A 15,005-nucleotide genomic window follows, 5' to 3' on the forward strand; every position below is an offset into this window, starting at 1 on the left:
TTTGTGAACTACCGAGCAAATACGGTTTACCGTACTCAAAAAATATGCAGAGATTAGGAGACGCAAATAGAAATCCCACACAAAGAGTTATTCTGGAGCCTTGGCGGAGCTTTCCTTGCTCCAATCTGGAACTTTTCTCAAGTCATGTCTAGAACTGCGTTCTCCATATATGCGCTTTTGCTAGCCATTAATGTCCATCATGCGACCAGTGGGGGCGATCGCTAGATAATTTAATCACACCGTAAGAACGCCCAACTTGCCATAAAGTAGGATTTTCATAACTCGTTCGTGGCTGATTAATACTAACTATAGTTCCACTAGCGTTTTTGATATTTAAGGTTCCTGACCAAGTAATTTCCCAATCAATTGCTAATCTTTGGGTATGACGAGAGGTAAGAACAGGTCGAAAAGCAATATTATAAGCAGACACCATTTCTTTAGCAGCTTGGACAGAACCAGCATTGGTGTAATGTAGCCAATTAATATCTACATTAGGCATAGGTGGAACATCTTTGGCAGCAATTTCATTATTACTAATACGGAAAGAATAGTGCATTAAATAAGCTCGTTCCGCTGGCCGGAATACTGAGGAAATATCAATATTAGCTCCGGCATTTTTTAAGGCTTGCTCAAAAGCTTGTACTTTTTGACGGAAGGGAGAAGCTAAATCATCAATTAAGTCGCTGTCTGGGAAAAAATTAACCCAGGCTTTTCCACTCAGTTGTTCTCTTAATTTTTTGGCGTATTCAGTTATGTTGTCTAAAGCTAGCTCCAAATCAATGCCAAGCTTAGTTTTTGTTGTATTAGAAAGCTGTTGAGCTAACTCGGCTCGAAAATTAACGTCTCTGATTTTATAAGTTTCGGCTAGTCCTTTTGTACTGTTGGGGCCAAAGTCTCCATCAGCTACTAACGGGGGATTCAAACGACCGATCGCTGTTAAACTTTTTTGTAAATCTTTGACCTCATTTTCTCCAAAGTTAAGATAGGTTAAGAATTTTTTACCGGCATTGGTATAGATAGCGAAATAAATTGCAAAACCTTGCTCTAGCGCTTTTTTATAAGTAGCAGTATCAACAATTCCTGTTACTGTTAAAGCATTACTAGTCTGATAATCACGAGTTGCTTGAGCTGTAATATTCCCGAAATCCCCATCAACGGCAGCAATGGGGAAGTCATAATCTAAAAGAAATTTCTGCCAAGCAATTACAATTGGCCCTTCGGATTTTTTCTGGAGAGTCGGAAGTTGCAAAGCTTGAAGTTTAAAGCTCATAGTTTTTCTTGGATGAAACAATTGTTTTTAGTTAATTTATCTGTCACTATTCGTCGTATAATTTAAGTTCTTACCGCTGTCAATTTGGTATCTCGTTCTTCATGACTGTTTTGCAAAACCCACTTTGGATTATAACATCCGCAGTTATGTTAGCTTTTCTCACAGATCCTTAAAATAGGAAGCAGCTGTCTTTTTAACTTGTTAGCAAATGGGGTCTGAAACTTTCTGGAGGTCAGCCACAGCAAATTGTGTAGGCGAGCATTTACCGCAGGCATCCCCCATGTTATTATCAAAGACCCGCCAATTTGGATTTGAAATCAGGATACTCTGCGGTAGGTAATGAAACCAAAGCGGCTATTCAAAAATCTCTGGCTATAATTAGCCAAAATTGTATAACCATAGCGTAGGCAAAGCCCGCACTTCGACACCTTTCGGCTTCGCGGTAGTTGAATCTCGACTTACTTCGACTACGCGGTAGTTGAGCGCAGTCGAAACTTAGTACAAGTCGCTCGATTACCGCGCAGCGATGCACTGAGCCTAGCCGAAGGGCGCAGTCGAAGTGTCGAAACTCAAGGCAAGAGGCTCAGTGACCACCGTAGGCATCGCTCATCGTCATATCTATAAACGCCTCTATCCTTTTGTCCTTTCTGTAATATCTTACGGTCAGTCGCTACGCCTAATACGTTAATTAAATTCATCCTATCAGGTGAGTCTAATGGGTGAGGTACAACAAACACCAAGTATTGTACCTTGATGCTATCAAATGGTTGTTTAGCACCCCAATTTCTCGGCTCAAAAATTAGGAAGTAGATAATGACTGTAAACCAAATTATTGGAGATTCAAAAAATAACATTTTTGCAAACCTTGGGAAACATTTTTTTGCCTGGATGATGGCTTCAAATAGTAGTAAATATGATAAAATTGTCAGCGATCGCCAACGTTCTCTTTTTGCTAATCTCCAAGGCAAAGTTTTAGAAATTGGCCCCAGAACAGGTGCTAACTTACCCTACTATCCTAAAGATATCCATTGGATAGGAATCGAGCCAAATTCACAGACGCATTCTTCTCTTCAAAAACAAGCAGAAAAACTGGGTTTAAATATCGACCTCCGCATTGGTAATGCTGAATGGTTAGATGCCGAAGATAACAGCATCGATACTGTTGTTAGTACATTATTTTTGTGCTCTGTGCCGAATATAGATTATACATTGCAGGCAATTTTAAGAGTACTTAAACCAGGCGGACGCTTCTTATTTATTGAACATGTCGCCGCACCTCAAGGAAGTTTATTGCGACAAGTACAAAACACAATTAGTCCAATTTGGAAAGCAATAGGTGATGGTTGTCATCCAGATAGAGAAACTTGGATAGCATTAGGAAATGCTGGTTTTAGTAGCATCCATTACGAGCGATTTGATGCACAATTGCCAATTGTTAGTCCTCATATTATCGGTGTAGCGACAAAATAAAAGTATAGACTTCTTGGCATTTGTCGGGTAAAGGGTAAGGGTTAAAGGGAAAAGGGATAGAATTAACATTCCCCTTTAACATGCACCCATTTCCCGACCTGTTGCAAAAGGCACAAATGCCAAGAGGTCTTATGAATAAACCCCCGGCTCAATACTGCACGCTTTGTGCATTTTTAAATCGGAATTGGGTTTGGGGAAAAGGTTAAAGGGTAAAGGTTAAAAGTTTTTTATTTCCCTTTTCCCCTTTCCCTTTTCCCTTTAACCGACAAGTATTGACCCCCGGACTAAAGTCGTGGGGTTTATGAGGTTTTCCAGCAGAGATTTTATGGATTCTCGCGCAGGAAAGTATCAATATCATTTAGTTCCTGCTGATTGAGACGAAATTCTCCAGCACCAATGATTCCTTCTACCTGCTTAGGATTGCGTCCGCCAACGATCGCCGCAGTCACCGCCGGATTATTTAAAGTCCAAGCGATCGCAACTTCACCTGGCGAGCGATCGTGTTGTTTACCAATGTGTTGCAACACCTCGACTAGCTTCAGGTTACGAGATAGACGTGGCTCCTGAAATTCACTATTGTTTTTGCGCCAATCATTATCTGGGAAATTAGCAACTCGCTCAGGTGTCATCTTTCCTGTGAGCAAACCAGATTGCATAGGTGAATAAACAATCACACCTATGTTATTTTCCTGACAAAAAGGCAGAATCTCCTTTTCGACATCCGGCTTCACCAGCGAATAAGGCGGTTGCAATGACGTAACTGGTGCAATCTCTTGGATACGTTTCAACTGTTCGACATTGAAATTGGAAACTCCGATATAGCGAATCTTACCCTCATCCTTGAGCTTGGCCAAAGTTGTCCAGCCTTCTTCGATTTCTGAGTCAGGGTTGGGCCAGTGGATTTGGTAAAGGTCGATGGTTTCAATGTCGAGTCGGCGCAGACTGGCTTCAACCTCCCGCCGTACAGAATCCGCCTTCAGGCTGCGACCAATTTCGCCCTTTTCATCCCAGATCATTGAACATTTCGTGAAAATGTAAGGGCGACTAGATCGACCTTTGAGCGCTTTAGCAACAACTTCTTCAGAATGCCCTAAACCATAAATAGCTGCGGTGTCAATCCAATTAACGCCAAGGTCAAGAGCGCGATCGATCGCGGCGATCGATTCTTGGTCATCTTGCTCTCCCCAGCCAAAAGCCCATTCACCTCCACCAATCGCCCAAGCACCAAAGCCGATTGGAGTAATGTTAAGCTCCGAATTACCAAGCTGTTTGGTTTGCATATCTACTTTCTTCAAGAATTTTTGAGTCAATTGTTACTTTACACTGCACATATTTTCTCAACAGCTATCTGAGGTGTGAATTACTACTGGTGCAAACATGACAAATCACTCTCAATACGGTTTGAATAAGCACTTTTCATATCCGTTGTGGTTTGGGGAAAGGGTAAAGGGTAACTGACTTTTCACGGCATCTGGAAAACCTCTCTTCTATTTCTCTCTCCTAAGAGGAAAGAGACTTTGAACTTTCCCCCTTCCCGACACGGGAAGGGGGTTAGGGGGTTAGGTTTTTGGTGGACTTTTCCCCATAACGTGAAAAGTCAGAAAGGGTAAAGGTTTGAATTCACCTTTTTCCCTTTTCTCTTTAACCGAACTGTATTACAATCACTCTTGAATATTGTATTGATACACACTACTTGTATACTAAACTTGCTCAAAGATACTAACAGTTGTCAGTGTCAATCAAAATAGAGAAGCAATATGTCAGAAGATTTAAAAGGCAAAGTTGCGCTGATTACAGGCGCAAACAAAGGTATTGGATATGAGATTGCCTGCCAATTAGGTTCTAGAGGTGCTACTGTTCTTGTTGGTTCAAGAGATATAGGACGTGGTGAAGAAGCGGCGAATAAACTTCGTCTTAGCCAGATCGATGCCCGAACAATTCAACTTGATGTGAGCGACCAAAAAACAATCGACTCCGCGGCTAAACAAATCGAAGGTGAATTCGGAAAACTTGATATTCTTGTGAACAATGCTGGAATAATAAGTGATGGCGATCGCCTTCCACCTAGCGAAGTTGATATTGAAACACTACGACATACTTATGAAACGAATGTATTTGGAGTGTTTGCAGTTACAAAAGCGTTGTTGCCACTTTTAAAGAAATCAAAAGCAGGGCGAATAGTGAATTTATCAAGTGGTTTAGGTTCTCTGACTCAGAACTCCGATCCAAATTACGAATTTGCTGATTTTAAGTTTCTTGCTTATAACTCATCCAAAACAGCAGTGAATGCAATCACAGTTTTATTAGCTGCCGAACTTAAAGATACCCCAATTAAAATCAATGCTGCCGATCCTGGTTTTACCGCAACTGACATTAATCAATATCAAGGGTATCGTACTGTTGAACAGGGTGCGATCGCAGCAGTAAGACTCGCTACTTTACCTGATGATGGTTCTAGCGGAGGGTTTTTTGATGAAAACGGTGTGGTTCCTTGGTAAAAAGTAGAAGGTATGGGGCACGGGTTTTCCCCTGTCCTATCAAAAGCTACATACAGCATCTCCTAGAGAGCGTGATTACAAATTATTAAACCTACCGAATATTAACTTCTTGAAGGTAATTTACTTCTTGAAGATATTCAACCTTAGTAACTGAGTTTTTAGGGACGAATAAATTTGTTCTTTTTGTAGAAGCTATCTTTTGATTGTCAGCTAGCACGCGTTGTTTTTGAGTATACTCATTCAATTTGACTTGAGCTTGAGCATAAACTAGAGTATCGCTGGGAATATTTTTAAGAAATTTGACAGCGCGATCGAAATCACCAATAGATGCTTTTTTATAGGCTTTCTGTAAAAAGTAGGCTGCTCTGATCTGCCGCTTTCGATTGTACTCAGCTAACTTGTCTTGAACTAAAGCACCTGCATGACTTTCTTGAGGGATTTGACGCAGATATTGTAAGGCGGCAGAAAAATCTTTATCAGCAGCTTTTTCGTAAGCTTTTGCTAATAAATCTTGCGTCTGTGCTTCAATGTTTACAGATGCTTTCTGAACTATTTTATCTGTTTTAGATTGCCAATATGCAATCTTTGGAACTTTGGCAGCAGCATGAAGAACATCAGACCATCTGCTCTCTTGAAAAGCTAGTTGTGCTATTTCGTATTGCTGTGCAGCTACTTGCCATTGCTCTTGCCATTCTTCAATTGTGGCTTGCGCTTCTGGATAAACATTGCTGTGAGAGGGAATTGATTTAGCGAGTGCGATCGCTTCTTCCAAATCTCCTGCTTGATATTCTTTTGTTGCTTTATATAATGTATCTGTTTCTGAATATGCAGGTGATGTATTAACTAAAGAATATACACCAAATCCCATTAATAAAGAATTAGCTGCTAGCCCTACTTTCATTCCCGTTAATAATGGGGATAATTTTCCAGACGCAGGATTTTTTGCTACTTCTAGGGAAAATTGAGAATCTTCTTGTAATGTTTCTGATGGCTGAGGTTCCCAAATTATTTGTTTGAGTACTCGCAATACTTCACCCGCAGACTGAAAGCGGTCTTGGTAATTATAACGGATCATCTGGCTGAGAACAGCAGCTAAATAATCATTAACTGGCGTGTTTTGAGAACGCCAAAAAATTTCATTAGTAGAAGGATCGGTTTTTAATTGTAGTGGTTCTAGCCCTGTTAAAGCCTGGATAGCAATCATACCCAAAGCATAAATATCACTGTTAGGCTGTGTTTGACCAATAAATTGTTCTGGCGGTATGTATCCCAATGAAGTCACGGGAATTCTATAAATGGGCAATTCTGCACCTATGCCAAAATCGATCGACTGGATTGAGCCAAAGTCAATCATAACTAACTTGTTATCAACAGTACGTCTAATCAAGTTTTCCGGCTTGATATCGCAATGGATAACGCCTTGAGAGTGAACAAATTCTAGAATACCTAAGACATCTATCAAAAATTCTACAACTTCGCTCTCACTCCACAGACAGCCGAAATGTCGATCGATGGGCAATTCCGCAGTCAGCGCATGTCCTTCAATACATTCTTGCACTATATAAAATCGCTCGTTTTCTTCAAAACAGGCGATAAATTCAGGAATTTGGTCGTGACTTCCCAGAAGCTTGAGGGTTTGGGTTTCAGTCAGAAACAGTAACCTCAACATCTCCAAGTAGCCGGATTCGGAACTGCTAACTTTAATCTGTTTAATAACGCATTTAGGATTCTCTGGATAATCTACATCTACAGCAATGTATGTTTGCCCAAACACCCCTGCACCGAGGCTTTGGACAACTTGGTAACGCCCTTGTAGTAATTTACCGATTATGTGGTGGGTCATGACCTGCTTACTCAGTAAGTCCTTTTATCTAGTTTTTCTGACATTCCCTCCTGTTTCCGGAATACTTTAGAAATAAATAACCAGAATTTTGACACTTTAAATATAAGTTAATTTTTTTTAAGTATTATTGCGGGTAAAAAATCTTTTTTTTAGTAAAACAAATACTTCGCAAACAAAATGCGAAGTATTGGCGGTGTTATATTCTTAACTGAGAAATTGATGTTTATCATAGCTGCCTTGTAGAAAAAATACTTTACAATCTGCAATTGCCCATCAAAATGTCGAGTTTGTCCGGCAAGTGCTAAAGGCAACCAAGGCAAGAAGAAAGTCTAATCTTGAGTTTTTTGTTGATATATTTGCGGCGCAAGAATCACTTGAATTTGCTTTTCGTGGCATTTTTGAGAAAAAATGCTAATTTGCTCGGACTCGCCTCCTTCAATTGACAAAGATTGCAAAAATCCTTGAAATCCTAAAAAAGCTAATTCATAAATAGCTTTCTGACTAAAAACACCTTCAAAATAGCCCGTGTGGGTATCAACACCTTGAGGATCTCTATTGTTAAAAGACTTCCGAATAAATGCCAAGGTGAGGAAAATATAATTCCCAAAATTTATCGCTGGCTTTTGGATGGCAGAACTAACTATTCCGATTTGCTTCATCCGGTCATCTTTATAATCTGTACAGTCAAAATATGTAAATAAATCTGCGGGTTGTACCAACTCTTCTGACATTTCAGTTATCTCTTCAAGTTTTCTATGTTCGCTACTAGAAGAACGAATTTCTAAATATTTATAAGGATTATCAAGTCTGTAACCTTTGCCATAGTCTTGTTCGTGTAAATTAACAACTCCATATCTGGGCGTGTGACCCACTGAATCATTTTTATTGTTGAAATGTTTAACCGTTATATTACCAAGCCTGTACCCACTAATACGAGTTCGCGCTGGGAAACTAAAATAATTTGCGGCAGTAGAGGTAAATCGTAACGCTAGGTCTCCTTCATTACAAAATATATAAGCTTCTTCACAACGACGTAAAGAAGAACGAAGAAAATTAGCACGTCCTGGCAAGATACTTTCTACAGGAATATCAGGTGCAACTAGCACAAGTCTGCCTAATCGAAATACATTACCAATATCCGAATTCGGTTTTTTATTAATAGATTTAACATCAAAAACATCAGAAAGAATCCGAATTACATCTGTAACTACAAAACACCCCATACTATGACTAATAAAAGATAATTTAATACGCTTATTTGGGAGAAGTTTTGCTGTGTAATCCAACTGTCTGATCAATTCAACTAAATCTGTAGTTCCATAATTACTTGCTCTGTAAGTATCACGAAAATAAGTAGATATTCTGAGAATAATTAGTGTAAAGATAATTGAAGATACAATCCCAGATAAAATTAACAACGCTGTGAAAAAATGGACAGCACTATTACTCAAAATATTTAGGAATAATAAAGCTATGGTAGACAATATACTAATTGTTAGTCCCAAAGCTAAATTAATAGCTAGTAAAGTTGGTAGAGAAGAAAGTGCGTTGATTAGCTTTTGTCTAAAGGAACCAGATTCATCAGTTTTTATAGGATTTTCTGATGGCCATCTGTATCCGATAAAAATATACTTATTTGCTTGTTCAATATGCGTATTAATATATTCATAAATCTTTTTGCACCCCGTCTCTGTATCCGATGGTGTAGAACTATATCCATGAATATTAATAATTATTTCTGGGTCGGGGCTTGATTGCAAAGTTTGAGAAATTTTCTCAATCATCTGTTGGGTTGAAGGTTCAGCTTCTCCATCATTGAGATTAAAAAACTTTTTATTAGCAACTGATGAGAAATACCTATGAGAATTGTCTTCTTCTGTCTCAACGTTCAGTTTCGCAGTACTAACTACTAAATAACCAGGTATTTTTTCCTGATTAGTTTTTTTAAATTCGTAAATTTTATACGGTTGATTGTCTGGCAAACTCTGATTGTTAGGATAAGTCATTAGGTCTATTTCCTTTGACAATTTGTATTCAGTAGACCTCTTGCAAAAGTAACTTTTGCAAGAGGTGGGAAAAGGGGAAAGGTTAAAGGGGAAAGGTTTTTTATTCCTTTTCCCTTTCGCCCTTACCCTTTTCCCTAGTTCTGCAATCAGCCTGCATAGATACTGAGTTCACTCAGTACTTATATGAGTGATTTATAAGCAAATAATCCTGAAAACTGAAAAATTCTGGGGATTAAAATTCCAATTTTATGGAGAATTCTCTGTTTCAGGAAGGACAATTGTAATTCCATATTTTGGAGCAGTTGCTAATATCCTGTCAATCACTTCTTGAGTTATAGGTAACGGTGGAACTGATGAATTCTCTACTTTAGTTCCGACTTGTGCAAAAAACTTTTCTATTCCACCTGGGGTAGCCCAAATCAGCATTTTAGCTGGTGCAGAACCAATATTTTTAAAACTATGGAGTTGACCTATCGGAGAATGCAAGAATGTTCCGGGAGTTGCTAGAACTGTTTGTTCATCAAGATAAAACTCAATCGAACCTTCAAGAATGTAGAATGCTTCATCTTCTCGACTATGAATATGTGGCGGCGGGCCTAGTTGGGGTGCAAGTACTACTTCAAACAGTGCATACTTGCCATCAGTTTGTTCGCTCGTAGCTTTAAAGGTGGCTACATCGCCTGCTACTGAATAACTATCACCATCACCTAGTTGCGATAAGATCCCATGATTAATTGTCATTTTCATCATCTCCTGAGTTTCATGACAAACAGATTGCTCTGCTTGCACAAATCACTAAGACACAGCCTAGCATGATTCCAAAGCCCAGTAATTAACCTCCAATGCGCTACCCACTATTATTTTACAAAAAGTAATTAGGATAATTATTTCATGCTAAAACTGATATTTACTGGAGGCTTCTATCTAAAGAATTGGTTGTTTTCTGCCTATAATATTTAACTATTGACTTCTTCATCATGTTCAACCATCTCAGATTTATCTTGTAATGGCTTCACTACCCGTGCGATCGCTTCTTGAATAAAAGCTTTAATAAATTCATCTCGGCGATTAATTTGAAACTGTTTCTGCACAACTTCTGTCATTCCCCCATCACCCCAATCTTGGTCATGACGAAAATATTCAATAAAACTTTTACCAGCAATTCGCGTTAAATAAGCTGCTGTCACACCTTGAATTGCTCTACCAACCAGAAAGGTGGCAACATTAAGTTGCAAGGCTGTAGATAATAATTGAATTGCTCCTTTAACAATGCCCAAACTAGCAATGGTTTTCGCTAAAGAAAGAGCTAATTCTCGTCCCCGTTCCATATTCAATTCACAGCCATACACTCTGCCAATTTCCACAACCATTTGAGCATTAACTGCGGCTGTGGCTAATAAATCTACAACTGGTATCGGCGTGACTGATACCACACCAGCGCCAATCCATTGAAACCGTTCTACGATTTTGTCAGCTTGACGGCGACGCTGGCCATCAATGAGTTTTCGCGCTTCATCTCCCAATCGCAGAGATTGTAAAAGAATATTATCTGCCACCAAATCTTCACCCTCAGCACGTAAAACAGCAGCCGTGCGCCGCAGCAAAGGCACAATATCCGGTTCCGGCTGGAAGGTTTCGCCAGTTTCTAGTTGTGCAGGTTGGGGATTGGCAGCGATCGCTACCACATCATTAGTAGCAATAAATCCCCGTACCCGTTGACGCAATCTCGCAAGGATGGCTTCTTTATCTTCATCTGTATATAAATCAGTTTTGTTGAGAACTAGGAGCGATCGCTTGCCAATTTCTGCCAACCCCCGCAAAGGCTCATATTCTGAGCGTCGTAAGTCATTATCTACCACAAACAACAGTAAATCTGCTTCTGTCGCCAGTTCTCGCGCCATTTGTTCTCGTTCTGTTCCTGCCACTCCTGCTTCTAAAATCCCCGGCGTATCCGTAATTAAAATCTTGCGTTCTAATCCCTTCAACCGCAAACAATAGGTTTCTCCAACCTGAGTTGTACCCATCGGTGCATCTACTTGACCGACCATGCGCCCCATAATCGCATTAACTAGAGAAGTTTTACCAGCACTCCCCGTACCAAATACCACAACTTGAATTTCACCCCGTGCGAGGTTGGCTTCAATCTCTCGCGATCGACTTAATAAAGCTTGGCGGGTGACTTCATCTTGAATTTGCGCTACCTGTTGTCGCACAGCCTGGAGAGTTGTAGAAGCTGCGTCAGATTTAGCAGCCGGAATTTGCGCCGCAGTCACTCGCTTCGGGTTGCGACGCGATCGCTTTTCCCCAGATTGAATCACTAGTACATAATAAACAAAAGCAGCAACCAAGGCTCCAATCAGGACAATCAGCAGTAACAGCAGTAAATTGCCTAGCAACGGCGAATAGGATAATTGCCAATAGAGGCGTGATAGGGAATCAATTAGCCATAGGGCTAGCCCCAAAATGACAATCAGACCGACAATCAGCGTTACTATGCGTGACAGAGGCATGGCTGAGAAAGATTAGTGAGTATTTAGTAGGCAGATGCTTTTAATCTTAATAGTTTCAGCATTTTTTACCAGAGTAGGGGACTTGCAAAGAATAAATTAACGTGAGTTCGACGGACCTCTCCCGGACAACCTCCCTCTCCTAAAAGGCGAGGGACAGGGTGGTTTCATACGAAAAAAGAAAAATACATAAGTCTTGATTTCTCATATATAACCATAGATTTTGACCCCTCTCCAAACCTCTCCCCGAAGCGGAGAGAGGCTTTGAAACCTATTTTTAGTTTTTCTTCTCGTTGTATGAAACCACCCTGCTCTCCTAAAAGGCGAGGGAGGAGTAACGAGTAAGGAGGGTTTTTGCTCCCCTCTCCTAGTAGGAGAGGGGCTGGGGGAGAGGTCAAAATAGCACTCGTCGAACTCACGTTAAATTACTCAAAAAAATTACCAGAGCAAGCTTAAATAGGAGCGAAGTTAATTCAGTTACCTATCCCAATACACAGTTAAAGCAACTGTTGCATCATGAGTTGTGCAAATAGCCCTGATTGATTTGCTAGTTCAACAAAATTACCCTGCTGCACTACTTTGCCATTTGCAAGTACGTAAATTCGGTCAGCGTTTTGAATAGTACTGAGGCGATGGGCGATCGCAACCCTAGTTACCTTCAGCTGTTGTAAACTTTCACTGACAATTGCTTGGGTTCTGTTATCTAAAGCGCTAGTCGCCTCATCGAATAGCAAAATCCGGGGTTTCAACACCAACGCCCTAGCAATCAACAGCCGTTGTCGTTGTCCACCAGAAAGATTACTACCTCCTTCACTGACGATTGTATGCATTTGCATCGGCATTGCTGCAACATCGTCTGCTAAACCTGCCATCTGGGCTGCTGACCAAGCTTCGTCCATCGTCACCAAGGCACCACTGGCAATATTCTCGAAAATAGAGGCTGACATCAACCGACTATTTTGCAGTACCACACCCAATTGACGGCGTACAGCATGGACATCCAAAGAAGTTAAATCTTGCCCGTCGTAGTAAATTGTGCCAGATTTCGGTAATTCAAACCCCAACAGTAACCTCAATAAAGTTGATTTCCCGCTGCCAGAAGGCCCAACAATGGCAATAAATTCTCCTGGTTCAGCACGAATTTTGACATCATCTAACGTCAAGGGGCCATCGTCGCGATAGCGGAAAGTTACCCGATCTACAACTAATTTGCCCGATAGCCTACCCGGATCTGCTTGAGCGGAACTAATTTCTGGTTCAGCTTGCAAAATTGGTTGGGCCCGTTGCCACAAGGGTAAAACTTGCAAAACTTCCACAACTGTGCTACTCAAGCTAGTGGCTCCGTTAATAAACGTGCCAAAAGCAACGTTGAATGCTAAGAAAGTGCCAGTGGATAAACCACCTGCTCCAGGAGTTTGGGATTGCCCAATTAAGCTAGTAGCAAACCAGAAGAGGGCAGCAGTGGTTAACACAGGTAATACTTGATTGATTACCGCGAGGCTATCTTCAATGCCTTGGGTACTCAGCATTAATTTCAGTTGATGCGTATACTGTTTACCCCAGTAGGCGAAGGCGCGGGTTTCAGCTTTGGCGATTCGGAGTTTGGCAACTCCATTAATTAACTGCACCATCACGCCAAAAAGTTGTCCTTGTAGCTCTAGTAATGGGCGAACTTTACGGACAATAAGACTACCAGAGATGATAGTGACGGCAATATTTACCAGTGCCACTGCACAAGCTATGAGAGCTAAGGAAACATTGTAGTAAAATAACAATCCCAGATTCAATAAGGAAAACAAACTGGAGAAGATTGTTTTTAAGACTGTGTTACCCAGTCGCTGGCGGATTTGAGTAATAGCCGTGACTCTAGAATCCAAGTCACCAACTGAGAAAGAGCGAAAAAAGGAAACCTTCAAGTTTAACAATCGATCCCACACTGCGGCTTGGGTGGAGGAATCGGCAAAAGTTTCCAGCCTAATGGTGGCAAACCCAAGGGCTAGTTGAAACAGCGTTCCGCCAAAGGCAGCAGCCACCAAAGCAACAGCAATTTGGCTCAACAAGCCTCGATTAGCATCTGGGATCGCTTTGTCGATCAGGATAGCTGTAGCTTGAGGTGTCAGCATTCCTAACAGGCTAACGCTTATTCCCATTACTACAACTATAATTAGTTCTTTGTAATGTCCTTGGAGGGCAAACTGAAGTAAATCAAAAGTTTTCAGCTTTTTATCAGGTAAAGGTCGATAGAATGCGTAGGCAGTCTTAGCTAGGGCTGCTGCTATTTGGGCATCGACAGAGATAGGGGTTCGTTCCCCAGGAACGTAGAGTTTGTAATGTGTATCAGACACTGGTAATAGTGCCACTGGCAGTTTATCGGCAAGCGTAAATGCCAACATCGGCCCGCAATCCTTTTGCCACCAGTTGTCCCGCAATTGAATTCGTCGCAAGCGGATACGCGAAGCACGAGCGATCGCTTCTACAGGATCTTGGATTCGATTAGAATCTTCTGAGGCAGCTGGCGGATGAATCTTAATTCCCAATGCTCGTCCTACAGCACCAGCAGCAATTAGTAAGGCTTGGTTTGGGTCAGTTGCATCAAGATTACTACTGAATCCTAAACTATTATCTAGCCCGTCTGATTTTGGCTGTGGCAATACAGATGCTAATTCTGCTAACGTCTCTTGCATCACTTGGCTCTCAAGACGTTCTCTGGCTTGAAATCTCAGTAATTCTGCATCCATCTCCTGCCGTTGCAGCAGGTTAATGCAGTGGAGAAAGTAAGTTTGTAGTTGGGACAAACCACTTAACAAGGAATTGATATCTTCTATGTCTGCGGTGTTAACACTTTTCAACTCCACAGTATTATCTGGTTGTAACCACATATTTTCAGCCAAAGGCAACATTCCAGAGGCAGAAGTTAACGGCAGTTCCTCAAACCCCATCCATCTAGCACGCCCTTGGAGAATTTGCACCCACGATATTTTATGCGGCTGGAAGATTTGGTCTTCGACTAAGGAGAACTGGCGGGTTTTTGGCAGCGATGTTGGTGTCGTTGGCGTAGCGATGCCAGCAAGTACCGAACCTACTTGGTAAATCCAGCGTTCTATCAGAGTTACTACTTCTTTATTAGCGTCAGCAAACAACTGGTTAAAATCTGCTCTGGATACTTTGAGAATTTCTGTCTCCTCAAGTGACACTGCTAAAACTTCTTGCTGCTTGCCCTCTAACCTTGGTGCGATCGCAAACATCGCTTGTCCAGCTGTGCTACTAAATAAATAGCGACGAGTGCCTTCGGGAATGCGATCGTTAACTGCGATCGCAAATAGCGCCAAGTAACCAGATTTTACCAGCCAAATTGTCTCCGGGTCATCTAGCAGTAGCGATTCATTGCATTGAAAACGATAGTGTTGTCCT

The 15,005-nt window shown here is 41.1% G+C and carries 9 protein-coding genes; 2 read left to right on the forward strand and 7 right to left on the reverse strand.

Going from position 1 to position 15,005, the window contains the following annotated elements; genetic code table 11:
- Positions 1 to 187 precede the first annotated feature (187 nt).
- Positions 188 to 1,270 carry a peptidoglycan-binding domain-containing protein gene (locus NSTC731_RS29635; protein ID WP_445628074.1) on the reverse strand — a complete coding sequence of 361 codons (1,083 nt, stop codon included), beginning with the start codon at positions 1,268 to 1,270 and terminating at the stop codon, positions 188 to 190.
- Between the two features lie 813 nt (positions 1,271 to 2,083).
- On the opposite strand from NSTC731_RS29635, the gene NSTC731_RS29640 reads away from it, so the two are divergent.
- Entirely contained in the window at positions 2,084 to 2,740 is a 657-nt protein-coding gene (locus NSTC731_RS29640) for a class I SAM-dependent methyltransferase (protein ID WP_445628075.1), read from the forward strand.
- A gap of 323 nt (positions 2,741 to 3,063) precedes the next feature.
- Here the strand turns inward: NSTC731_RS29640 and NSTC731_RS29645 are convergent, their stop codons facing one another.
- A complete protein-coding gene (locus tag NSTC731_RS29645; RefSeq protein WP_445628076.1) occupies positions 3,064 to 4,020 on the reverse strand; it encodes an aldo/keto reductase in 957 nt (318 codons plus the stop codon).
- A 477-nt stretch (positions 4,021 to 4,497) separates the two neighbouring features.
- On the opposite strand from NSTC731_RS29645, the gene NSTC731_RS29650 reads away from it, so the two are divergent.
- Positions 4,498 to 5,238 carry an SDR family oxidoreductase gene (locus tag NSTC731_RS29650; RefSeq protein WP_445628077.1) on the forward strand — a complete coding sequence of 247 codons (741 nt, stop codon included), beginning with the start codon at positions 4,498 to 4,500 and terminating at the stop codon, positions 5,236 to 5,238.
- Between the two features lie 91 nt (positions 5,239 to 5,329).
- Here NSTC731_RS29650 and NSTC731_RS29655 read toward each other — a convergent pair whose 3' ends face one another.
- From NSTC731_RS29655 to NSTC731_RS29675, 5 genes are all read right to left on the reverse strand, one after another.
- Positions 5,330 to 7,081, reverse strand: a complete 1,752-nt coding sequence (locus NSTC731_RS29655; protein ID WP_445628078.1) for a protein kinase domain-containing protein — start codon at positions 7,079 to 7,081, stop codon at positions 5,330 to 5,332.
- 329 nt (positions 7,082 to 7,410) lie between these two features.
- Positions 7,411 to 9,108 carry an alpha/beta hydrolase gene (locus tag NSTC731_RS29660; RefSeq protein WP_445628079.1) on the reverse strand — a complete coding sequence of 566 codons (1,698 nt, stop codon included), beginning with the start codon at positions 9,106 to 9,108 and terminating at the stop codon, positions 7,411 to 7,413.
- A 225-nt stretch (positions 9,109 to 9,333) separates the two neighbouring features.
- On the reverse strand, positions 9,334 to 9,828 hold the full coding sequence (locus NSTC731_RS29665) for a quercetin 2,3-dioxygenase (RefSeq protein WP_445628080.1): 495 nt from the start codon (positions 9,826 to 9,828) through the stop codon (positions 9,334 to 9,336).
- A 215-nt stretch (positions 9,829 to 10,043) separates the two neighbouring features.
- On the reverse strand, positions 10,044 to 11,597 hold the full coding sequence (locus tag NSTC731_RS29670) for a YcjF family protein (RefSeq protein WP_445628081.1): 1,554 nt from the start codon (positions 11,595 to 11,597) through the stop codon (positions 10,044 to 10,046).
- Positions 11,598 to 12,091: 494 nt separating this feature from the next.
- Positions 12,092 to 14,968, reverse strand: a complete 2,877-nt coding sequence (locus NSTC731_RS29675) for an NHLP bacteriocin export ABC transporter permease/ATPase subunit (protein ID WP_445632207.1) — start codon at positions 14,966 to 14,968, stop codon at positions 12,092 to 12,094.
- Positions 14,969 to 15,005 lie beyond the last annotated feature (37 nt).

The organism is Nostoc sp. DSM 114167 (assembly GCF_052692655.1).